At 63.7% G+C, this 21,387-nt stretch carries 24 protein-coding genes; 1 reads left to right on the top strand and 23 read right to left on the bottom strand.

The features are described from left to right. Window positions 1–15: 15 nt before the first annotated feature. The 21 genes from JYG34_RS04830 to trmJ form a co-directional block, all read right to left on the bottom strand. A complete protein-coding gene (locus JYG34_RS04830) occupies window positions 16–810 on the bottom strand; it encodes an amidohydrolase (protein WP_213659698.1) in 795 nt (264 codons plus the stop codon). After that, a complete protein-coding gene (locus JYG34_RS04825) occupies window positions 798–1,946 on the bottom strand; it encodes a pyridoxal phosphate-dependent aminotransferase (protein ID WP_213659697.1) in 1,149 nt (382 codons plus the stop codon). The genes JYG34_RS04830 and JYG34_RS04825 overlap by 13 nt, the downstream gene beginning before the upstream one ends. A gap of 116 nt (window positions 1,947–2,062) precedes the next feature. Continuing rightward, window positions 2,063–3,529 (bottom strand): ribosome biogenesis GTPase Der, encoded by a 1,467-nt coding sequence (gene der / locus JYG34_RS04820; RefSeq protein WP_011532351.1) that lies wholly within the window; start codon window positions 3,527–3,529, stop codon window positions 2,063–2,065. 116 nt (window positions 3,530–3,645) lie between these two features. Further along, window positions 3,646–4,815, bottom strand: a complete 1,170-nt coding sequence (gene bamB, locus JYG34_RS04815) for an outer membrane protein assembly factor BamB (protein ID WP_086009437.1) — start codon at window positions 4,813–4,815, stop codon at window positions 3,646–3,648. After that, window positions 4,790–5,431, bottom strand: coding sequence for a tetratricopeptide repeat protein (locus tag JYG34_RS04810; RefSeq protein ID WP_213659696.1), 642 nt, complete (start codon window positions 5,429–5,431; stop codon window positions 4,790–4,792). Before JYG34_RS04810 ends, bamB begins: the two co-directional genes overlap by 26 nt. Window positions 5,432–5,469: 38 nt before the next feature. Next, a complete protein-coding gene (gene hisS / locus JYG34_RS04805; RefSeq protein WP_213659695.1) occupies window positions 5,470–6,756 on the bottom strand; it encodes a histidine--tRNA ligase in 1,287 nt (428 codons plus the stop codon). A gap of 25 nt (window positions 6,757–6,781) precedes the next feature. Further along, window positions 6,782–7,891, bottom strand: coding sequence for a flavodoxin-dependent (E)-4-hydroxy-3-methylbut-2-enyl-diphosphate synthase (ispG, locus tag JYG34_RS04800; protein WP_011532347.1), 1,110 nt, complete (start codon window positions 7,889–7,891; stop codon window positions 6,782–6,784). 3 nt (window positions 7,892–7,894) lie between these two features. After that, entirely contained in the window at window positions 7,895–8,929 is a 1,035-nt protein-coding gene (locus tag JYG34_RS04795; protein WP_213659694.1) for a RodZ domain-containing protein, read from the bottom strand. Further along, window positions 8,926–9,687 (bottom strand): type IV pilus biogenesis/stability protein PilW, encoded by a 762-nt coding sequence (gene pilW / locus JYG34_RS04790; protein ID WP_213659693.1) that lies wholly within the window; start codon window positions 9,685–9,687, stop codon window positions 8,926–8,928. The genes JYG34_RS04795 and pilW overlap by 4 nt, the downstream gene beginning before the upstream one ends. A 14-nt stretch (window positions 9,688–9,701) precedes the next feature. Next, window positions 9,702–10,841, bottom strand: a complete 1,140-nt coding sequence (gene rlmN, locus JYG34_RS04785) for a 23S rRNA (adenine(2503)-C(2))-methyltransferase RlmN (RefSeq protein ID WP_213659692.1) — start codon at window positions 10,839–10,841, stop codon at window positions 9,702–9,704. Between the two features lie 30 nt (window positions 10,842–10,871). Continuing rightward, window positions 10,872–11,297: a nucleoside-diphosphate kinase gene (gene ndk / locus JYG34_RS04780; protein WP_011532343.1), complete on the bottom strand. Its 426-nt coding sequence runs from the start codon at window positions 11,295–11,297 to the stop codon at window positions 10,872–10,874. Between the two features lie 89 nt (window positions 11,298–11,386). After that, window positions 11,387–11,587, bottom strand: coding sequence for a Fe-S cluster assembly protein IscX (gene iscX, locus JYG34_RS04775; protein WP_028689593.1), 201 nt, complete (start codon window positions 11,585–11,587; stop codon window positions 11,387–11,389). Window positions 11,588–11,597: 10 nt separating this feature from the next. Beyond that, entirely contained in the window at window positions 11,598–11,939 is a 342-nt protein-coding gene (gene fdx, locus JYG34_RS04770) for an ISC system 2Fe-2S type ferredoxin (protein ID WP_028689592.1), read from the bottom strand. A 3-nt stretch (window positions 11,940–11,942) separates the two neighbouring features. After that, window positions 11,943–13,805: a Fe-S protein assembly chaperone HscA gene (hscA, locus tag JYG34_RS04765; protein ID WP_213659691.1), complete on the bottom strand. Its 1,863-nt coding sequence runs from the start codon at window positions 13,803–13,805 to the stop codon at window positions 11,943–11,945. 42 nt (window positions 13,806–13,847) lie between these two features. Continuing rightward, window positions 13,848–14,369 carry a co-chaperone HscB gene (gene hscB / locus JYG34_RS04760; RefSeq protein WP_011532339.1) on the bottom strand — a complete coding sequence of 174 codons (522 nt, stop codon included), beginning with the start codon at window positions 14,367–14,369 and terminating at the stop codon, window positions 13,848–13,850. Between the two features lie 8 nt (window positions 14,370–14,377). Then, on the bottom strand, window positions 14,378–14,701 hold the full coding sequence (gene iscA / locus JYG34_RS04755) for an iron-sulfur cluster assembly protein IscA (protein ID WP_011532338.1): 324 nt from the start codon (window positions 14,699–14,701) through the stop codon (window positions 14,378–14,380). 28 nt (window positions 14,702–14,729) lie between these two features. Then, entirely contained in the window at window positions 14,730–15,116 is a 387-nt protein-coding gene (gene iscU / locus JYG34_RS04750; protein WP_011532337.1) for a Fe-S cluster assembly scaffold IscU, read from the bottom strand. A gap of 46 nt (window positions 15,117–15,162) precedes the next feature. Beyond that, a complete protein-coding gene (locus JYG34_RS04745; RefSeq protein ID WP_011532336.1) occupies window positions 15,163–16,377 on the bottom strand; it encodes an IscS subfamily cysteine desulfurase in 1,215 nt (404 codons plus the stop codon). Window positions 16,378–16,421: 44 nt separating this feature from the next. Continuing rightward, the gene (gene iscR / locus JYG34_RS04740) at window positions 16,422–16,913 is read right to left on the bottom strand and encodes a Fe-S cluster assembly transcriptional regulator IscR (RefSeq protein ID WP_011532335.1); all 492 of its coding nucleotides are present in this window, start codon (window positions 16,911–16,913) and stop codon (window positions 16,422–16,424) included. Between the two features lie 168 nt (window positions 16,914–17,081). Further along, entirely contained in the window at window positions 17,082–17,867 is a 786-nt protein-coding gene (gene cysE, locus JYG34_RS04735) for a serine O-acetyltransferase (RefSeq protein ID WP_213659690.1), read from the bottom strand. A gap of 4 nt (window positions 17,868–17,871) precedes the next feature. Continuing rightward, window positions 17,872–18,627: a tRNA (cytosine(32)/uridine(32)-2'-O)-methyltransferase TrmJ gene (gene trmJ, locus JYG34_RS04730; RefSeq protein ID WP_213659689.1), complete on the bottom strand. Its 756-nt coding sequence runs from the start codon at window positions 18,625–18,627 to the stop codon at window positions 17,872–17,874. Between the two features lie 152 nt (window positions 18,628–18,779). Here trmJ and suhB point away from each other — a divergent pair, with 152 nt between their 5' ends. After that, a complete protein-coding gene (gene suhB / locus JYG34_RS04725; RefSeq protein ID WP_213659688.1) occupies window positions 18,780–19,598 on the top strand; it encodes a type III secretion system regulator SuhB in 819 nt (272 codons plus the stop codon). A 205-nt stretch (window positions 19,599–19,803) separates the two neighbouring features. Here the strand turns inward: suhB and JYG34_RS04720 are convergent, their stop codons facing one another. Both JYG34_RS04720 and secF read right to left on the bottom strand, forming a co-directional pair. After that, window positions 19,804–20,352 (bottom strand): glycine zipper 2TM domain-containing protein, encoded by a 549-nt coding sequence (locus JYG34_RS04720; RefSeq protein ID WP_011532331.1) that lies wholly within the window; start codon window positions 20,350–20,352, stop codon window positions 19,804–19,806. A 121-nt stretch (window positions 20,353–20,473) separates the two neighbouring features. After that, entirely contained in the window at window positions 20,474–21,382 is a 909-nt protein-coding gene (gene secF, locus JYG34_RS04715; protein WP_213659687.1) for a protein translocase subunit SecF, read from the bottom strand. Window positions 21,383–21,387 lie beyond the last annotated feature (5 nt).

Genomic DNA, 21,387 nt, shown 5'->3' with positions numbered 1-21,387 from the left:
TGCCGGCGAACTGCCTCAATAATTCAATTCGAAGGTATCGGCATCCAGGTTCGCCGGGAACCGGGCACGATACGCCGCCAGCTCCGCCGCTCGCAGCACTACGGTAAACACGCCGTCAGCCTCCCCCGCGCTCAACAGGCTCTCACCCTGGAAGTCCAGCACCTGGCTGTCGCCGGAATAGGCGAAGCCCTTGCCATCGGTGCCCACCCGGTTCACCGCCGCCACGAAGCACAGGTTCTCGATGCCCCGTGCCGGCAGCAGGCGGTTCCAGTGCAAGCGCCGCGCCGCTGGCCAGTTGGCGGTGTACAGCAGCAGGTCGGTGTCCTGGGCATCGCGGCTCCACACCGGGAAGCGCAGGTCGTAGCAGATCAGCGGGCGTACTCGCCAACCCTTGATCTCGAACTGCACCTGGCGTTCACCGGGGGTGTAGTGCTTGTGCTCACCGGCCATGCGGAACAGGTGACGCTTGTCGTAATGCAGAATCTCGCCATCGGGCCGCGCCCACAGCAGGCGGTTGCGGTGGCTGCCATCGGCGGCTTGGATGATCACGCTGCCGGTGATCACCGCGTTGGCTTTCTTCGCCTGGGCCTTGAGCCACTTGTAGGTGGGGCCGTTCTCTGGTTCGGCGAGGCTTTCGGACTCCATCGAGAAACCGGTGGTGAACATTTCCGGCAGCACCACCAGATCCACCTCGCCGGCCTGCCCGATCAGTTCCTCGAAATGCGCGTAGTTCGCCTCGCGGTCGTGCCAGGCCAGGGTGGTCTGCACCAGGGCGATTTTCAGGTTCGGCAGTTGGCTCAGATCGCGCATAGTTTCTCCGCTGCCTGTTGCAGCGTCTCCTCACGTTTGGCAAAGCACAGGCGGACCAGGCGTTGCTCGGGGATGGGGTGCTGGTAGAACACCGATACCGGAATACTGGCCACGCCATGTTCGCGGGTCAGCCACAGGGCCATGTCGACATCGTTCAGGTCGGGCCGGATCTGCGAGTAGTCCACCAGTTGGAAATAGGTGCCCGGCGTACGGGTAAAGGTGAAACGCGAATCCTGCAGCAAGTCGCAGAACAGGTCACGCTTGGCCTGGTAGAAGGCCGGCAGCTCATCGATGTGCTCAGGGTGTTCGGCCATGAAATCGGCCAAGGCGCATTGCAGGGGCGTCACGCCGCAGAAGTTGACGTACTGGTGCACCTTGCGCAATTCAGCGCTCAACGCCGGTGGCGCGATCACATAGCCGGTCTTCCAGCCAGTGACGTGGTAGGTCTTGCCGAACGAGCTGACCACGAACGCCCGGGCGTGAAGCTGCGGATGGGCCAGCACACTGGCGTGGCGCACGCCGTCGTAGATCAGGTGTTCGTAGACCTCGTCGCTGACCAGGTAGATATCGCGGTCGGCGATCAGCTTCGCCAGCTGGTCCAGGTCGTCCCGGCTGATCAGCGCGCCGCTGGGGTTGTGCGGCGAGTTGAGAATGACCATGCGCGTGCGTGGGCTGAGGGCATCGCTGAACTTCTGCCAGTCGACGCTGAAGCTGCCGTCGCACAGCGGCACATGCACGCAGCGTCCACCGGCCAGTTCCACCGATGGCTCATAGCTGTCATAGCAGGGGTCGAAGACGATCACTTCGTCACCGGCGTGAACCACCGCCTGGATGGCGCAGAAGATCGCCTCGGTGGCACCCGGGGTGATGGTCACTTCAAGGTCGGCATCGACGCTCACGCCATACAACCGGGCGACCTTCGCAGCCACCTGCTGACGCAACGCTGGCAGGCCGGTCATGGGCGAATACTGGTTATGCCCGGCGGCCACATGGCGGCCAACGGCATCGAGCAAGGCCTGGGGGCCGTTGAAGTCAGGGAAACCCTGGGAGAGGTTGAGCGCACCGGTCTGCATGGCCAGTTGCGACATGGTGGTGAAGATGGTCGTGCCGACATTCGGCAGTTTGCTGCGGATCATGGAGCCCTCTTTCCTGGGGGACTGAGAGCTATAAGCTACAAGCTCCAAGCGACAAGAAAAAGCGGCAGGGATCAGCGCCTGCTTTTTCTTGCGGCTTGCAGCTTACAGCTTGCCGTTTATTTCCGCTTGTCGCGGCGCTTCTTCTCGGCCTTCTTGTGGTGCGACATCAGGCGGCGCTTCTTGTTGACCTGGCGATCGGTGAGGGTGTTCTTCTTGCCCTCGAACGGGTTGTCGCCGCCCTTGTACTCGATGCGGATCGGCGTGCCGACCAGCTTCAGCACCCGGCGATAGGTGTTCTCCAGGTAACGCGAATACGAGTTGGGGATCTTGTCGGTCTGGTTGCCGTGGATCACGATCAGCGGCGGGTTGGCACCGCCCAGGTGAGCGTAGCGCAACTTGATGCGACGGCCGTTGACCAGCGGCGGCTGGTGCACGCTGATGGCGTCCTCCAGAATCTGCGTCAGGCGGCTGGTCGGCCAGCGGGTAACCGCCGACATGAACGCGGCCTGCACCGACTTGTACAGGTGGCCCACGCCGGTGCCGTGCAGCGCCGAGATGAAGTGGATGTCGGCGAAGTCGACGAAGAACAGCCGGCGCTCCAGCTCGGTCTTCACGTAGTCGCGCTCGCCCGGCTCCATGCCGTCCCACTTGTTCAGGGCGATGACCACGGCGCGGCCGGCGTCCAGGGCAAAGCCCAGCAGGTTGAGGTCATGGTCGACCACGCCTTCGCGGGCGTCCATGACAAAGATCACCACGTTGGCGTCCTTGATCGCCTGCAGCGTCTTCACCACCGAGAACTTCTCGACTTCCTCGTGGATCTTGCCGCGCTTGCGCACACCTGCGGTGTCGATGAAGGTGTACTTCTCGCCATCGCGCTCGAACGGGATGTAGATACTGTCACGGGTGGTGCCCGGCTGGTCATACACCACCACGCGCTCTTCACCGAGCATGCGGTTGACCAGGGTCGACTTGCCCACGTTGGGGCGGCCGATGATGGCGATCTTGATGCCATCCTTCTCGCTCGGGCCAGGGATGCGCGTCGCTTCCTCGCCTTCGGCGACGTCCTCGTCGAGGGCGTCCTCGACCGGATCGCGCGGAATGTGGCCGAGCACGGCCTCCATCAGCGCGTTGATACCGCGACCTTGCGAGCCGGCCACCGGAATGGCGTTGCCCATGCCCAGCGGCGAGAACTCGGCGCGGGCGACATCGGCGTCGATGTTGTCGATCTTGTTGGCAACCAGGATCGCTTCCTTGTTCCGCTTGCGCAGATGCTCGGCGATCATCTGGTCGGCGGCGGTCATGCCGGCGCGGGCATCGACCAGGAACAGCACGTAGTCGGCTTCTTCGATGGCCATCAGCGACTGCTCGGCCATCTTCTCGTCCATGCCCACCTCGTCACCGGTGATACCACCGGTGTCGATGAGGATGTAGGAACGACCCTGCCAGCTGGCGTCGCCGTACTGGCGGTCACGGGTCAGGCCCGACAGGTCGCCGACGATGGCATCGCGGGTCTTGGTCAGGCGGTTGAACATGGTGGATTTACCGACGTTCGGCCGGCCCACCAGGGCGATTACGGGAACCATGCGGCTCTCCACTCTTGAATTCTTGAAAATGCAAAGGCCGCTGCAGAGCAGCGGCCGGTGTTCGGGCGGCGTTTCCTACGCCGCTGCCTGAGCCGTTGACGGTCTCAAGCTTAGCTTCAGCGGATGGTCAGTGCCTCGAGCTTGCCGCTGTTGCCGAAGACATAGATGGTGTCGCCGACCACCAGGGGGCGGGCGCGCAGGCCATCACTGTCGATACGCTCACGGCCGACGAAGCGGCCATCGACCTGGCTGAGCAGGTGCAGGTAACCCTCGAAGTCACCGACAGCCACATAGCTGGAGAACACTTCCGGCGCCGACAGCTGACGGCGAGCCATGGTGTCGTTGCTCCACAGGGCGCTGGACGAACGCTCGTCGATACCCTCGACGGTGCCCGACGCCTCGCTCACGTAGACGTTGCCGAAGCCCTGGGCGACCCCTACGTAGCTGGAGGCATCGCGCTGCCACATCACACGGCCGCTCTCCACATCCAGGCCCGCGACGCGGCCCTGGTAGGTGCTCACGTAGAGGGTGCCACCAGACAGCAGCAAGCCGCCGTCGATGTCCACCACGCGATCCAGCTCGGAACGGCCCTGCGGGATGGCCACGCGGCTCTCCCACACCGGCACGCCGTTGCTGATATCGACCGCCACCACCTTGCCGGTGGACAGGCCGGCCACGGCCAGGCGGTTGGTCACCACGGGGGCGCCGGTACCGCGCAGGGTCAGCACGGCTGGGGTGTTCTCGTAGATCCAGCGACGGTCGCCGGTGGCGGCGTCGAGGCCGATCAGACGGTCGTCCTGGGTTTGTACCACCACCACGTCGCCGTTGTTGGCGGGCGGTGCCAGCACTTCACTGGTGACGCGGGAACGCCAGCGTTCCTCACCGGTGCTGGAGTCCAGGGCGATGACCTCGCCCTTGAGCGTGCCCAGCATGACCAGGCCGTAGCCTACGCCCACGGCGCCGGAAACCGGCAGCTCGAGGTCCTTCTTCCACACCACGTCGCCGTCGAGGCGGTTCAGCGCGAAGACCTTGCCAGTGACATCAGCAGCGTAGATGCGGTCGTTCTCGATGGCCGGTACCAGGGTGTTGTACGTCTCGCCCTGGCCGTCACCGATCGAACGGCTCCACTGCTTCTTCAGCACCACTTCCTCGGTGAACTTGGTCAGCTCGGCCGGGGGCAGTTCCTTCTTGCTGTTGCTGCTGCAACCCGCTGCCAGCACGGCGAGGGTGAGCACTGCTGCTTGTTTCCAACCCTTCACTTCAGGCGTCCCCTTTGGCCAGGTCATCCAGCTTCAGTTGCAGGCCACCGATCGCGGCGTCGTCGGACAGCGCGGCCTTGGCTTTTTCGTAGGCGCTGTGCGCGTCGTCGGCGCGGCCCAGCTGTACCAGCAGGTCGCCCTTGAGCTCCTCGCGGCTGGCGAGGAAGGCCTTGTCGGTGTCGCCGTCGAGCAGCTTCAGCGCGTCTTCGGCCTTGTCCTGGGCAGCCAGTACACGGGCCAGGCGCTGGCGCGATATCTCGCCCAGGGTGGCGTCGGCCGGCTTGTCCATCACGCCTTTCAGCTCGCTGGCCGCGTCGTCCAGCTTGCCGCTGTCCACCGCCACTTTAGCCACGAACAGGCTGCCGTACTGGGCATAAGCGGTACCGCCGAACTCGCTCTTGAGCTTGCCGGAGAGTTCGGCGACCTTGCCTGCGTCAGGCTGGCCGCTCGGGGTCAGCGAGGTTTCCAGCAGGGCCTGATACAACGCCGAGGCGCCTTGCGACTGGTTGGCCTGGTACTTGTGCCAGGTCTGCCAGCCCATCACCACCACGCCGGCCAGCAGGGCGCCGGTCAGTAGCGGCTTGCCGTTGCGGTTCCACCAGTCCTTGGCCGCTGCCAGGCCTTCATCATCGGTACTCGACACCCCAATACTCCTATTCGCCTATTCGTTGTTGAACCGCGTTACGCCTGGGCGATCGCGGTTTCCAGGTGCGCGGCAAGCGCATCCCAGGCAATGTTCTGTTGTTCGCCCTGGCCACGCAGGGGCTTGAGGCCGACTTCTTGCTTGGCCAGTTCGTCGTCGCCGAGGATCAGGGCGAACAGCGCGCCACTTTTGTCAGCTTTCTTGAACTGGTTCTTGAAGTTGCCGCCACCGGCGTTGACCGCCAGGCGCAGGTTCGGCAGGCGATCACGCAGTTGCTCGCTGATCTTCAGGCCAGCCAGCTCCGCCTGCTCACCAAAGGCGCACAGGTAGACATCGATGGTACGGCTGATCGACTCAGGTACCTGGCCCAGGGTTTCGATCAGCAGCAGCAGGCGCTCGATACCCATGGCAAAGCCAACGCCAGCGGTTGGTTTGCCGCCCATCTGCTCGACCAGGCCATCGTAGCGCCCACCGGCGCAGACCGTGCCCTGGGCACCGAGCTTGTCGGTGACCCACTCGAACACCGTTTTGCTGTAGTAATCCAGGCCGCGTACCAGCTTGGTGTTGATCACGAAGGGTATGCCAGCAGCGTCAAGACGCGCTTTCACGCCATCGAAGTGCACGCGGGACTCTTCGTCCAGATACTCTTCGAGCTTCGGTGCGCCCACCAGGGCGGCCTGGGTGCCTTCGTTCTTGCTGTCGAGGATACGCAGCGGGTTGCTCTTCAGGCGGCGCTGGCTGTCTTCGTCCAGTTGATCAATGCGTTGCGAGAGGAATTCGACCAGTGCATCACGATAACGCGCGCGGGCTTGGCTGGTGCCCAGGCTGTTGAGCTCCAGGGTCACCGCATCCTGAATACCCAGCAACGCCCAGAGGCGCCAGGTGAGCATGATCAGTTCGGCGTCGATATCGGGGCCGGCCAGGTTGAACACCTCGACACCGATCTGGTGGAACTGACGGTAGCGTCCCAGTTGCGGGCGCTCGTGGCGGAACATCGGGCCCACGTACCAGAGTTTCTGCACTTGGCCATTACCGATGATGCCGTGCTCGAGCACTGCGCGCACGCAAGCGGCGGTACCTTCCGGGCGCAAGGTAAGCGAGTCCTTGTTGTCCTGGAAGGTGTACATCTCCTTCTCGACGATATCGGTGACTTCACCGATCGAGCGCTTGAACAGCTCGGTGAACTCGACGATCGGCGTGCGGATCTGGCTGTAGCCATAGCTGTCCAGCAGGCCGGCCACGGTGCCCTCGAAATAGCGCCACAGCGGCGACTGGTCGGGCAGGATGTCGTTCATGCCACGGATGGCTTGCAGCGATTTGCTCACGAGTAGTCCTTACGAATTCTGTGTATCAGCCACGGGCGATCAGCGCCGCGTCGGCCTCGGCCTTCTCGGCCGCTTTCTGGCGGATGAGCTTCTCCAGCTCGTCGACCAGGTTGTCGTTGTTCAGCTTCTGCGATGGCTTGCCGTCGATGTAGACCAGGTTCGGGGTGCCGCCGGTCAGGCCGACGTGCGACTCCTTGGCTTCGCCCGGGCCGTTGACCACGCAACCGATCACCGCCACGTCCAGCGGCACCAGCAGGTCTTCCAGGCGCCCTTCCAGCTCGTTCATGGTCTTGACCACATCGAAGTTCTGCCGCGAGCAGCTCGGGCAGGCGATGAAGTTGATGCCACGGGAACGCAGGTGCAGCGACTTGAGGATGTCGTAGCCGACCTTCACTTCCTCGACCGGGTCGGCCGCCAGCGAAATACGGATGGTGTCACCGATACCCTCGGCCAGCAGCATACCTAGGCCGACGGCGGATTTCACCGTCCCCGAACGCAGGCCACCGGCTTCGGTTATCCCCAAGTGCAGCGGCTGGATGATCTGCTTGGCCAGCAAGCGGTAGGCCTCGACGGCCATGAACACGTCGGAGGCCTTGACGCTGACCTTGAAGTCCTGGAAGTCCAGGCGGTCCAGGTGCTCGACATGGCGCAGCGCCGACTCGACCAGCGCGGCGGGGGTGGGTTCGCCGTACTTCTTCTGCAGGTCTTTTTCCAAGGAGCCGGCGTTGACGCCGATGCGGATCGGGATGCCACGATCACGGGCGGCGTCGACCACCGCGCGCACGCGGTCTTCGCGGCCGATGTTGCCCGGGTTGATACGCAGGCAGTCGACGCCCAGTTCGGCCACGCGCAGGGCGATCTTGTAGTCGAAGTGGATGTCGGCGACCAGCGGCACGCTGACCAGCTTCTTGATCTTGCCGAACGCCTCGGCGGCGTCCATGTCCGGTACCGAGACACGCACGATGTCCACGCCGGCATCGACCAGGCGCTGGATCTGCGCCACGGTGGCGGCGACATCGTTGGTGTCGGTGTTGGTCATGCTCTGCACCGCGATGGGGGCATCGCCACCCACCGGCACATTGCCGACCCAGATTTTGCGGGATTCGCGACGTTTGATCGGAGATTCGCCGTGCATGTCTTACTGTCCCAACTTCAGGCGAGCGGTTTCGCCACTGGTGAACGGGGCGACATCGACCGCCTGGCCGTTGTAGCTCACCTGGGCGCCACGGGCGAAGCCCAGGCGCACCGCGAACGGTGGCTTGCCGGTCAGTTCCAGGCTGTCGCCCTTGCGCTTGATGGCGCTGAACAGCACCTTGCCGTTGCCATCTGAGACCTGGGTCCAGCAATCGGCGGTGAACTGGATGTGTACATTGCCACTGCCGGCCGGGGCGGGCGCAGCCTCGACAGCGGGTGCCGGAGCTACCGGTGCGGGCGCGGTGGCCACGGGAGCGACCGGGGCAACCGGTGCGGCAGGCGCTGCCGGAGCGGTCGGCGCCACGGCGACAGCCGGCGCTTGTGGCGCGGCGGCCGGCGCGACCGGCGCAGGCGCGGCTACCGCTGTCGCGGGAGCCTCGGCGGTACTGGCCGGGGGCTGCTCGCTGGCCGCGGGTTCCAGTGGCAGCACTTCGCTTTCAGGCTGCTGGCCTTCGCTCACGGCCTGGTCTTCCGGCTCGTCCAGCGGGTGGATCTGGGTGGTGCCGTCGGCGCTCTCGACTTCGACATGCTCCAGGGCGATCTTGGCCAGGTCCTTGCCGCGCAGGCTGGTGTTGTCCTGCCACCAGAGGAAGCTGCCACCGACCACGGCCACCAGCAGCAGCAGGCTGACCACGCGCAGGATGTTGTGGGACAGGCGCACCGGCTCCTCGATGCGGCCCAGGGCATGCACTTCGCTGCCCTTGGCGTGGGTGCCGGTAATCTGGTCGAACGCCTCGACCAGCGGTGCCTGGTCCATGTCCATCAGTTTGGCGTAGGCACGGATGTAACCGCGGGCGAAGGTATGCCCCGGCAGCTTGTCGAAGGCGCCGTTTTCCAGGTTGTTCAGCGAAGATACCGTGAGATTGAGCTTGCGAGCGACCTCGGCCTGGCTCCAGTCCCGTTTCTCGCGGGCCTGACGCAAGACGTCACCGGGGTTTTGGCGAGTCGCTGCTGCTACTTCAGTGTGCGCGGCTTTCATCGTTGCTCCGACAGGTATTGCTGATATTCCGGCGTACCGGGATAAAGTCGTTGTAATTGCTGGCCCAGGCGGGCCGCGTCGCCCCGGTCGTCGAGGGCGCGGGCCAGGCGGCTGCCCAGCAGCAGACTGCGGGCATTCTGGTCGCTCAGCTGGCTGAATCGATCGTAGTAGTCCCGGGCCGGCACATAATGCCTGTTTTCGTAGGACAACTCAGCCATTTCAAGCAAAGCCCTCGGTTGCCGCTGATTGAGCCGAAGGGCTTTTTCCAGATGCTCGCGGGCCTGTTCGCCCTGCCCCAGCTTCAGGGCCGTCAGCCCCAGGTTCTCGTAGACCCGGGAGCGCTCAGGATACAGGGTATCGGCGGCCGCTTGGCGGAACATCGCCTGGGCGTCATCAAAGCGGCCCTGAGCATATAGGAAACTGCCGTAGTTGTTGCGGATTCGTGTGTCGCTCGGGCGTATGGCCAGCGCTTTCTCGAAGTGCTGGGCGGCCAGCGCCGGCTCGCCTTCTGCCTGGAACACCAAGGCCAATGCCGCGTGGGCATCGACATCGCGCTCGCTCAAGGCCAGGGCCTTGCCCAGCGGCGCCTTGGCCTGCTCGGTCAAACCTTGTTGCAAATACCCAAGCCCCAACTGCACGTAGGCCCGCCCCGCTTCCTCACGCCCTTGGCGGTTGGCCAGCGGATCGCCCGCGCCGCCGGACACGCAGCCAACCAGCAGCGAAAGCGTCAGGATCGACAGCGCGGCGCGCAGGGTCATGGGCGGAGTGCTCGTCAGGGGCGCGCGGCGTTGTCTTGCGGCTCGTCGGCGAGCTGGCGCACGGCGATGTAACGCTCGCTGCGACGGGTGCGGTCGTTGACCTGGCCCACCAGCTGGCCGCAGGCGGCATCGATGTCGTCGCCGCGGGTGGTACGGGTGGTGACGTTGAAACCACCATGGTGCAGCAGGTCCTGGAAGCGACGGATGGCGTTGTTGCTGGGTCGCTCGTAGCCCGAGTGCGGGAACGGGTTGAACGGGATCAGGTTGATCTTGCACGGTACGTCGCGCAGCAACTCGATCATCTGCGCGGCATGCTCGGGCTGGTCATTGACGTCCTTGAGCAGGGTGTACTCGATGGTGAGCACGCGCTTGCCGCCGAGCGTGGACATGTAGCCCATGCACGATTCCAGCAGCATCTTCAGCGGGTACTTCTTGTTGATCGGTACCAGCTTGTTGCGCAGCTCATCGTTGGGGGCGTGCAGCGACAGTGCGAGCGACACGTCGATGTGCTTGGCCAGCTCGTCGATCATCGGTACCACGCCCGAGGTGGAGAGCGTGACGCGACGCTTCGAGATGCCATAGCCCAGATCTTCCATCATGATCTTCATGGCGGCGATGACATTGTCGAAGTTCAGCAAGGGCTCGCCCATGCCCATCATGACCACGTTGGTGATGGCGCGGTCGATCTTGGCGGGGACGGTCCCGAAGGATTTGTTGGCAAGCCACACCTGGCCGATCACTTCGGCGGCGGTGAGGTTGCTGTTGAAGCCTTGCTTGCCGGTGGAGCAGAAACTGCAGTCCAGGGCGCAGCCGGCTTGCGACGATACGCACAGCGTGCCGCGATCGTCGGTGGGGATGTAGACGGTTTCTACGCAGCTGCCGGAAGCAACGCGAACCACCCACTTGCGGGTGCCGTCGGCGGAAATGTCTTCGCTGACCACTTCCGGGCCCCGAATCTCGGCAACGGCCTCGAGCTTTTCGCGCAAGACCTTGCCGACATTGGTCATGGCGGCGAAATCATCGACGCCAAAATGGTGAATCCATTTCATCACCTGCCCGGCGCGGAAGCGCTTCTCCCCGATTGAGTCGAAGAACTGTTCCATTTCCGCCAGGGTCAGCCCCAGCAGGTTGATCTTGCCAGTCGATGTCGTCATGGATTCACCCTCACACCCGTAAGCTTTCGCTTAGCGAGTGGTTACCTCGGTAGCTGCGAAGAAGTAAGCGATTTCGCGAGCGGCAGCGGCTTCGGAGTCCGAACCGTGAACGGCGTTGGCGTCGATCGACTCGGCGAAGTCAGCGCGGATGGTGCCTGGAGCAGCTTCTTTAGGGTTGGTGGCGCCCATCAGCTCACGGTTCAGAGCGATGGCGTTCTCGCCTTCCAGAACCTGGACAACGACCGGGCCGGAAGTCATGAAGGCAACCAGGTCGCCGAAGAAGCCACGAGCGCTGTGCTCGGCGTAGAAGCCTTCGGCTTCGGCCTTGGACAGTTGCTTGATTTTCGAAGCGACGATTTTCAGGCCGGCTTCTTCGAAGCGAGTGGTGATCTTGCCGATGACGTTTTTGGCGACGGCGTCAGGCTTGATGATCGAGAAAGTACGTTGAACAGCCATGGAAAACTCCAGAATATTGAGTGTTGCGAAAAATTAAACCCGCGAATTATACGCGGGTTCCAGGGGATTGCCTAACCTGCAGCGTGCGTTCAGTCGGCTTCTTCGATCCAGGCCGCCTGGATGGCCTCGAGAACTTTCTCGCCGCAACGCGACGGATCGTCATCGAAGTCCGGCAGAGCCATGACCCATGCGCGCAGATCGACGAAATTCACGTAATGAGGATCGACCTCGGGCTTGCTTTCCGCAAGCTGGATGGCGATCTCAAGTACATCAACCCATTTCAGACTCATGTACAGGCCCTCAGTGCGGCGCTTCGGCGGCGTGGTTGAGCGAATACTTGGGGATCTCGATGGTGAGGTCCTCATCGCCGACGACCACCTGGCAACCCAGGCGCGACTGCGCCTCCAGGCCCCAGGCCTTGTCCAGCATGTCCTCTTCGAGCTCGTCCGCTTCTTCAAGGGAGTCGAAGCCCTTGCGGATGATGCAATGGCAGGTGGTGCAGGCCTTGACGCCGCCGCAGGCGCTTTCCATCTCGATGTGATGGTCGTGGGCCAGTTCCAGGATGTTGGTCCCGGTCGGTACTTCCACGGTCAACCCCTCGGGGCAGAACTTCTCGTGCGGCAGGAATGTCACCAGCGGCATCGGTTACTCCTCGATCTCATTCAGGTTGCGCCCGGCCAGTGCGGCTTTGACCGTCGAATCAAGGCGACGGGCGGCAAATGCATCGGTCACCTGCGACAGACGCTTGGTCTGTTGCTCGATGGCGGCGCCATCGGTGCCGGTCAGCAAATCACGTAGTTCTTGCATCTGGAATTCGATCGCGTCGCGCTCGTCACTGCTGAGCAGGCGCTCGCCATCGGCGTCCAGGGCGCCCTGCACCGCCTCGAGCAGGCGCTCGGCGTCGACCTGGTGCTCGCGCAACTGGCGCGCATGCTTGTCGGCGCCGGCGTGCTCGAAGGAATCCTTGAGCATACGAGCGATCTCGCCGTCGGTCAGGCCGTAGGACGGCTTGACCTGTATGCTCGACTCCACGCCCGAGCCCAGTTCGCGGGCCGCGACGCTGAGCAGGCCGTCGGCGTCGACCTGGAAGGTGACGCGAATCTTCGCCGCGCCCGCGACCATGGCCGGGATGCCGCGCAGCTCGAAGCGCGCCAGCGAGCGACAGTCGCTGATCAGCTCGCGCTCGCCCTGCAACACGTGGATCATCATGGCCGACTGGCCATCTTTGTACGTGGTGAATTCCTGGGCGCGCGCCACCGGGATCGTGGTGTTGCGCGGGATCACCTTCTCCATCAGCCCGCCCATGGTCTCCAGACCAAGCGACAACGGGATGACGTCGAGCAGCAGCAGCTCGCCACCCTCGCGGCGGTTGCCGGCGAGCGTATCGGCCTGGATCGCGGCGCCAATGGCGACCACCTGGTCCGGGTCGATGGAGGTCAGCGGGGTACGTCCGAACAATGTACCGACCGCCTCGCGCACACGCGGCACACGGGTCGAACCGCCGACCATCACCACCGCGCCGACTTCCTCCAGCTCGATGCCGCTGTCGCGCACGGCGCGACGGCAGGCCTTGAGGCTGCGGGCGATCATCGGTTCGATCATGGCGTCGAAAGCGCTACGGGTCAGCTCGCCCTGCCAGGCGCCATGCTGGACGCTGACCGCTTCGCTGTCGGTCAAGGCTTCCTTGGCGGCACAAGCGGTCTGCAGCAGCAGGCGCTGGGTGGCCGGGTCGAGGTCGGCGGACAAACCTGCCTGCTCGATGATCCAGCCGGCGATCGCATGGTCGAAGTCGTCACCGCCCAGGGCCGTGTCGCCACCGGTGGCCAGCACTTCGAAGACACCGGCGGTCAGGCGCAGGATGGAAATGTCGAAAGTGCCGCCGCCCAGGTCGAAGATCGCCACGACGCCTTCGGCATCCTGGTCCAGGCCATAGGCCACGGCTGCCGCGGTCGGCTCGTTGAGCAAGCGCAGGACGTTGAGGCCGGCCAGCTTGGCGGCATCCTTGGTGGCCTGGCGTTGAGCGTCGTCGAAATAGGCAGGCACGGTGATCACCGCACCGACCAGCTCGCCGCCGAGGGTTTCCTCGGCGCGCTGACGCAGCACCTTGAGGATGTCGGCCGACACTTCCACCGGGCTTTTCGGCCCCTGGACGGTGTCGATGAACGGCATGTGCGACTCCCCACCGACAAAACGGTACGGCAGTTGCTCGCCCAGTTGCTTGACGTCTGCCAGGCCGCGCCCCATCAGGCGCTTGACCGACAGGATACTGTTGAGCGGGTCGCGGGGAGCCGCCTCGCGCGCAGCCAGGCCAACTTCGACAGCGTTGTCGAGGTAGCGCACGGCAGACGGCAGGATGACGTTGCCCTGCGCATCGGGCAGCGGTTCGCTGCGCCCGCTGCGAACGGCGGCGACGAGGGAGTTGGTGGTGCCCAGGTCGATGCCCACCGCCAGGCGGCGCTGGTGCGGCTGGGGGCTCTGACCGGGTTCGGCGATCTGCAGTAGGGCCATGCTTTTCTGAGTACCTTAGGCGTCGTCACGGCAACGCCGGGATTAATCGTCGAGGCGCTCTTCCAGTTGGCGCACTTCTTGGGCGAGCTTGTCGAGGAACTGCATGCGGCGCATCAGGCGTTCGGCCTTGTCGCGCTGGGCGGCGTCATCCCAACAGTCGGCGAAGTCATCGTTCAATGTGTCCTGGGCGACCTTGAGGCGCTTCTTGAACACACCGACACCGTCCAGGTCGGCTTCGTCCTGCAGCTCTTCGAGCTCTTCGCGCCACTGCATCTGCTGCAGCAGGAAGTCCGGGTCGTGCACGGTGACTTCCTGGGGCACTTCGTGGCCACCGATGGCCAGCAGGTAACGGGCGCGGCGCGGCGCGCTGCGCAAGGTCTGGTAGGCGTCGTTCAGCGCGGCGGACTTTTCCAGGGCGACCCGCTGCTCGCGCTCGGAAGCGTCGGCGAAACGGTCAGGATGGACCTCGCGGGCCAGTTCGCGGTAGCGAACGGCCAGCTTGTCGAGGTCCAGGCGGAAGGCCGGCTGCAGGTCGAACAGGGCGTAATGGCAAGGAGTACCCACGTCAAGCCTCAGACATTGAAGCTTTCGCCGCAGCCACACTCACCGCGCACGTTGGGGTTGTTGAACTTGAAGCCTTCGTTCAACCCTTCCTTGACGAAGTCCAGCTCGGTGCCATCGAGATAGACCAGGCTCTTCGGGTCGATGATGACCTTCACGCCATGGTTCTCGAACACCTGGTCCTCTTCTGCCAGTTCATCGACGAACTCCAGCACGTAGGCCAGGCCCGAGCAACCGGTGGTGCGCACGCCCAGGCGAATGCCCTCACCCTTGCCACGCCCGTCGAGGGAGCGGCGAATGTGGTTGGCGGCGGCTTCTGTCATGCTGATAGCCATCAGAACTCCTTACCTTGCGTCAGGCGACTCAGATCAAGCCTTTCTTCTGCTTGTAATCGCGAACAGCGGCCTTGATGGCATCTTCGGCGAGCACGGAGCAGTGGATCTTGACCGGCGGCAACGCCAGCTCTTCAGCCAGCTGGGTGTTCTTGATGGTCTCGGCCTCGTCCAGGGTCTTGCCCTTCATCCACTCGGTGGCGAGGGAGCTGGAGGCGATGGCCGAACCGCAGCCGTAAGTCTTGAACTTGGCGTCTTCGATCACGCCCTGCTCGTTGACCTTGATCTGCAGGCGCATCACGTCGCCGCAGGCCGGGGCGCCGACCATGCCGGTGCCGACATCCGGGTCGTCGGCGTTCATCTTGCCGACGTTGCGCGGGTTTTCGTAGTGGTCGATGACCTTTTCACTGTATGCCATGGTGCAATTCCTTCCTCATCAGGGAGCCGCTCTTGCCGGCGACTGCTTAGTGGGCGGCCCACTCGATCTTGGAGATGTCGACGCCGTCTTTGTACATGTCCCACAGCGGCGACAATTCACGCAGCTTGTTCACGGCCTTGCAGACTTCCTGCGCGGCGTAGTCGACTTCTTCTTCGGTGGTGAAGCGGCCGAAGGAGAAGCGGATCGAGCTGTGCGCCAGTTCGTCGTTGCGACCCAGGGCACGCAGGACATAGGACGGCTCGAGCGAAGCGGAGGTGCAGGCCGAACCGGACGACACGGCGATATCCTTCAGGGACATCAGCAGCGACTCGCCTTCGACGTAGTTGAAGCTCAGGTTCAGGTTGTGCGGCACGCGGGCGGTCTGGCTGCCGTTGACGTACAGCTCTTCAAGATCGGAGACCTGCTTGAAGAAGCGGTCGCTCAGGGCCTTGATGCGCACATTTTCAGCGGCCATTTCCTGCTTGGCGATGGCGAAGGCTTCGCCCATGCCGACGATCTGGTGGGTCGGCAGGGTGCCCGAACGCATGCCGCGCTCATGGCCACCGCCGTGAATGATGGCTTCCAGGCGAACCCGCGGCTTGCGGCTGACGTACAGCGCGCCGATGCCTTTCGGGCCGTAGACCTTGTGCGCCGAGAACGACATCAGGTCGACTTTCAGCTTTTGCACGTCGATCTCGACCTTGCCGGCCGACTGGGCGGCGTCGACATGGAACAGCACGCCGCGCGAGCGGGTCAGTTCACCGATGGCGGCGATGTCGTTGATCGAGCCGACTTCGTTGTTCACGTGCATCAGCGAGACCAGGATGGTGTCGTCGCGCAGGGCGGCTTCGACCATGGCCGGGGTGACGATGCCGTCTTCGCCCGGCTCGAGATAGGTGACCTCAAAACCTTCGCGCTCGAGCTGGCGAGCGGTGTCCAGGACCGCCTTGTGCTCGATCTTGGAGGTGATGATGTGCTTGCCCTTGGTCTGATAGAAGTGCGCGACGCCTTTCAGAGCGAGGTTGTCGGACTCGGTGGCACCGCTGGTCCAGACGATTTCGCGCGGGTCGGCGTTGATCAGCTCGGCGACCTGGCGGCGGCCGTTCTCGACTGCTTCTTCAGCTTTCCAGCCAAACACGTGGGAACGCGAGGCCGGGTTACCGAAGTTCCCGTCGACCAGCAGGCACTCGGCCATCTTCTGGGCGACACGGGGATCGACCGGGGTGGTCGCGGAGTAATCGAGGTAGATCGGCAACTTCATTGAGTATCTCCTATCAGGCGGTGGCGTCGCTCGTCGCGGCTGTTTCAGTCGACGGCGGACGTCTCAATCTTGTCCAGCAGGGCAACCCGGCCGGCGACACGGCGCAGGTCCTGGCGCTGGGCGACTTCCTGCACCTCGCGGCGCATGACGAGGTCGGCCAGGCTGATGCCGCTGAGAAATTCATGGATCTGCTGGCTCAGGTCGCACCACAGGTGGTGAGTCAGGCAGGTATCACCGGCATGGCAATCCCCCAGGCCCTGGCAACGGGTAGCATCGACCGATTCGTTGACCGCGTCGATAACCTGGGCCACCTGGATGGTTTCCATGCCGCGCGACAGCTGGTAGCCGCCGCCCGGGCCGCGAACGCTGGAAACCAGGCTACTGCGGCGCAGCTTGGCGAACAGCTGTTCCAGATAAGAGAGGGAAATGCCCTGGCGCTCGGAAATATCGGCCAAAGACACCGGCCCATGCTGCGCGTGCAACGCCAGGTCGAGCATGGCGGTCACGGCGTATCGGCCTTTGGTAGTCAGTCGCATGGCGTGTGGTTACCACGGGAGTTACAAGATGTGTGCGAGTATGCGATTCCCGAGCATTTAAGTCAACTATTAGACCTAGTGCTTTAGTCGGGTATGCATGTGGAAGGCGGGCGCGAGTGTAGCAGACAAGGGGCGCAAGCACACGCCCCTTGTGTCGAGCCGGCGGAATCAATGCGACTGAGTGTCGCCCCGGGCCACCTGCTTCACTTCAGCGAAGTCATCGGCGGGCAGTGCCGGCAGTTCCTTGGCACAGTAGTCGCTACCCATCCTGGTCATCGCCCCGCACATCCCCTCCAACCGCTCGTCGACTGCCTGCAGGTGGTCGAGCATCTGGCCGATGGCGCGCGCCACCGGGTCGGGCATGTCGCCGCTGACGCCATAGGCATCGAAGCCGATCTTCTCGGCCATCGCCTTGCGCTTGGCCTCGACCGCGTCATCTTCGACCTTGACGATGATCCGCCCGGGAATGCCGACCGCGGTGGCGCCTGCCGGCACCGCCTTGGTGACCACGGCGTTGGAGCCGATCTTGGCGCCGGCACCGACAGTGAACGGCCCCAGTACCTTGGCACCGGCACCCACCACCACGCCGTTCTCCAGCGTGGGGTGGCGCTTGCCCTTGTTCCAGCTGGTGCCACCCAGGGTCACGCCCTGGTAGAGCGTGACATCATCACCAATCTCGGCGGTCTCGCCAATGACGATGCCCATGCCGTGGTCGATAAAGAAGCGCCGGCCGATGGTGGCACCGGGGTGAATCTCGATACCGGTCATCCAGCGCCCGAAGTTCGACACCAGGCGCGCCAGCCACTTGAAGTCGCGGACCCACAGGGCATGACCCAAGCGGTGCAACCAGATCGCGTGCATGCCCGGGTAGCAGGTCAGCACTTCAAAGGCGTTGCGCGCCGCCGGGTCACGATGAAAAACACTCTGGATATCTTCACGCAGACGCTCGAACATCTGTTCAGTCCTTCCGTTTATGCGGCTCGCCCCGTGCGACTTTCTGGGTCTCGGTGAGGATGCCGCGCAAAATGCTCATTTCCGGACGCTCGACCGAGCTTCGCCCATACAGCCGGCGCAGGCGCGCCATCAGATGCTTGGGCTTCTCGGGGTCAAGGAAGCCGATGTCCACCAGGGTTTTCTCCAGGTGGTCATAGAACAGCTCCATTTCGTCCATGGTCGCCAGCTCGCTGGCGTCGACCTTCTCGACCTTGGCCGCCGTGCCCTGCCCTGCCAGCCAGGCCATGCGCACCTCATAAGAGAGCACCTGGACGGCGGCGGCCAGATTCAGCGAGCTGAAGTCGGGGTTCGAGGGAATGTGCACGTGGAAGTGACATCGCTGCAGTTCTTCGTTGGTCAGGCCGGCGTGCTCGCGCCCGAACACCAGGGCGATCTCTTCGCCGCCGGCGGCATGCGCCACGGCCTTGGCCCCGCACTCTCGCGGGTCGATCAACGGCCAGGGGATGCTGCGCTCGCGGGCACTGGTGCCCATGACCAGGCTGCAGCCGACCAGCGCCTGTTCAAGCGTATCGACCACCTGGACATTGTCGAGCAGATCATCGGCGCCAGAGGCCCGCGCCGAGGCTTCGGCAGAGGGAAATGCCTTTGGCTGCACCAGCACCAGGCGCGACAGGCCCATGTTTTTCATGGCACGCGCAGCGCCACCGATGTTGCCGGGATGGCTGGTATTGACCAGGACAACACGAATATTTTGCAGCAAGGTGTCGTGCTCTCGGATGCAGATAATATGAGGGTTCGATCTTACAGAACCGACCAGCGTAACGCCATGAAAGCAAATGTGACACTTCAGTCGTTAAAGTTTTCTGCTAGAATGGTCGGCTTTCTTCTTTAACATCTCCAGGTGACCTTCCCATGCAGCCTATGCTGAATATCGCCCTGCGCGCGGCTCGCAGCGCCAGTGAACTGATTTTCCGCTCCATCGAACGCCTGGACAGCATCAAAGTCGACGAAAAGCAGGCCAAGGACTACGTGTCCGAGGTTGACCGCGCCGCCGAGAAGGTCATCGTCGACGCCCTGCGCAAAGCCTACCCGAACCACTCGATCCAGGGTGAAGAGACTGGCCTGCACGCCGGCAAAGGCGAAGAAGGCAAGGATTACCTGTGGATCATCGATCCGCTGGACGGCACCACCAACTTCCTGCGCGGCGTGCCACACTTCGCCGTCAGCATCGCCTGCAAATACCGCGGCCGCCTGGAGCACGCCGTGGTCCTCGACCCGGTTCGCCAGGAAGAATTCACCGCCAGCCGTGGCCGTGGCGCCCAACTGAACGGCCGCCGCATCCGCGTCAGCTCGCGCACCAGCCTGGAAGGCGCGCTGCTGGGCACCGGTTTCCCGTTCCGTGACAACCAGATGGCCGACCTGGACAACTACCTGGGCATGTTCCGCGCCCTGACCGGGCAGACCGCCGGCATCCGCCGCGCCGGTTCCGCCAGCCTGGACCTGGCTTATGTGGCCGCTGGCCGCTTCGACGCCTTCTGGGAGTCGGGCCTGTCCGATTGGGACATGGCCGCAGGCGTGCTGCTGATCCAGGAAGCCGGTGGCCTGGTGAGCGACTTCAACGGTGGCCACGACTTCCTCGAGAAGGGCCACATCGTCGCGGGCAACATCAAGTGCTTCAAGGCTGTGCTGACCGCCATCCAGCCGCACCTGCCCGAGCACATGAAGCGCTAAGCGCGGATTGCAACGGGCACAAAAAAGCACCCCTCGGGGTGCTTTTTTTATGTCCGTGCCCACCGCTTTGTGGGAGCGGCCTTGTGTCGCGAAAGGGGCGCGAAGCGGCCCCAGGATCTGCGGCCTGCCGCGAGATTGTCGGGGCTGCTTCGCAGCCCTTTCGCGACGCAAGGCCGCTCCCACACAAGAGCAGCCCGAAAACGGCTCACTGCCCCGGCTGGTTCTGGCTCAGGACCAGCTTGCCATTCTTGTCCAGCGGAATGGTCGAGCCCGGCTCGTGATCCATCTTCACCTTGCCCACCTGGTCACCGATGGTATAGGTCACGTTGTAACCCACGACCTTGTCGCTGATGTCGTTGACCGTGTTGCAGCGCGTCTGCGTGGTGGTGTAGGTGTCACGCTCCTGCATGCCTTCCTGCACCTTGTTGCCGGCATAGCCGCCACCGACCGCACCGGCCACGGTGGCAATCTTCTTGCCAGTACCGCCACCAATCTGGTTACCCAGCAGACCACCAGCGATGGCACCTACCACCGTACCGGCGATCTGATGCTGATCCTTGACCGGCGCCTGGCGCGTCACGGTGACATCCTTGCAGACCTCGCGTGGTGTCTTCACCTGCTGCTTGATCGGCTGCACATCGGTGACCTGGGCGTATTCAGGCCCTTTGTTCACCAAGCTGTAGGTCGCCACAGCACCTCCGGCGGTTACACCGACAGCACCCAGAACCGCACCCACCAGCATTGATTTGTTCACGTGAACCTCCTGATCGTACCTGCGGGCTCCGACCCGCCTTCTTCCCAGCCTTGGAGCAAAAAAAAAGGCGCGAGTTCAACACTCGCGCCTCTCTTTACGCCAAATGGCGCAGGACGAAGCCTTACGGGCGGTCGTCCACACCCTCGTTCTTGACCGGAGGAATCAGGTCTTCGCTGTTCAGGTTCAGCCAGATCAGCACCACGTTGGCGATGTAGATCGACGAGTAGGTACCCGCCATGACACCGATGAACAGTGCCAGGGAGAAACCGAACAGGTTGTCGCCACCGAAGAACAGCAGTGCGGCGATCGCCAGCAGGGTCGACACCGAAGTGGCGATGGTGCGCAGCAGGGTCTGGGTGGTCGAGACGTTGATGTTCTCGATCAGCGAGGCCTTGCGCATCACCCGGAAGTTCTCGCGCACCCGGTCGAACACGACGATGGTGTCGTTGAGCGAGTAGCCGATGATCGCCAGCACCGCCGCCAGCACCGTCAGGTCGAAGGTGATCTGGAAGAACGACAGGATACCCAGGGTCACCACTACGTCGTGCACCAGCGAGACGATGGCGCCGACGGCGAACTTCCACTGGAAGCGGAAGGCCAGGTAGATGAGGATGCCGCCCAGGGCCAGGAGCATGCCCATGCCGCCCTGGTCGCGCAGCTCTTCACCCACCTGCGGGCCGACGAACTCGACACGCTTGACCGTGGCCGGGTTGTCACCGCCGATCTTCTGCAGCGCGGCGGCGACCTTGTTGCCCAGCAGCGGGTCGTCGCCCGGCATGCGCACCAGCAGGTCGGTGGTAGCACCAAAACTCTGCACCACGGCCTCGTGGAAGCCGGATTCGACCAGCTCGGCGCGCACCGCCTTCAGGTCGGCCGGGCGCTCGTAGGTCAGCTCGATGAGCGTACCGCCGGTGAAGTCCAGGCCGAAGTTCAGGCCCTTGTGCCACCAGCTGAACAACGCCAGCACGGTGAGGAGCACGGTAACGGCGAACGCGACATTGCGCACGCCCATGAAGTTGATGGTTTTCATCGCAG

Source organism: Pseudomonas entomophila (assembly GCF_018417595.1).
Lineage (GTDB): Bacteria > Pseudomonadota > Gammaproteobacteria > Pseudomonadales > Pseudomonadaceae > Aquipseudomonas > Aquipseudomonas entomophila_C.
The sequence above is the reverse complement of the archived record's forward strand: the minus strand, read 5'-3'. Positions and strand labels throughout refer to the sequence as shown.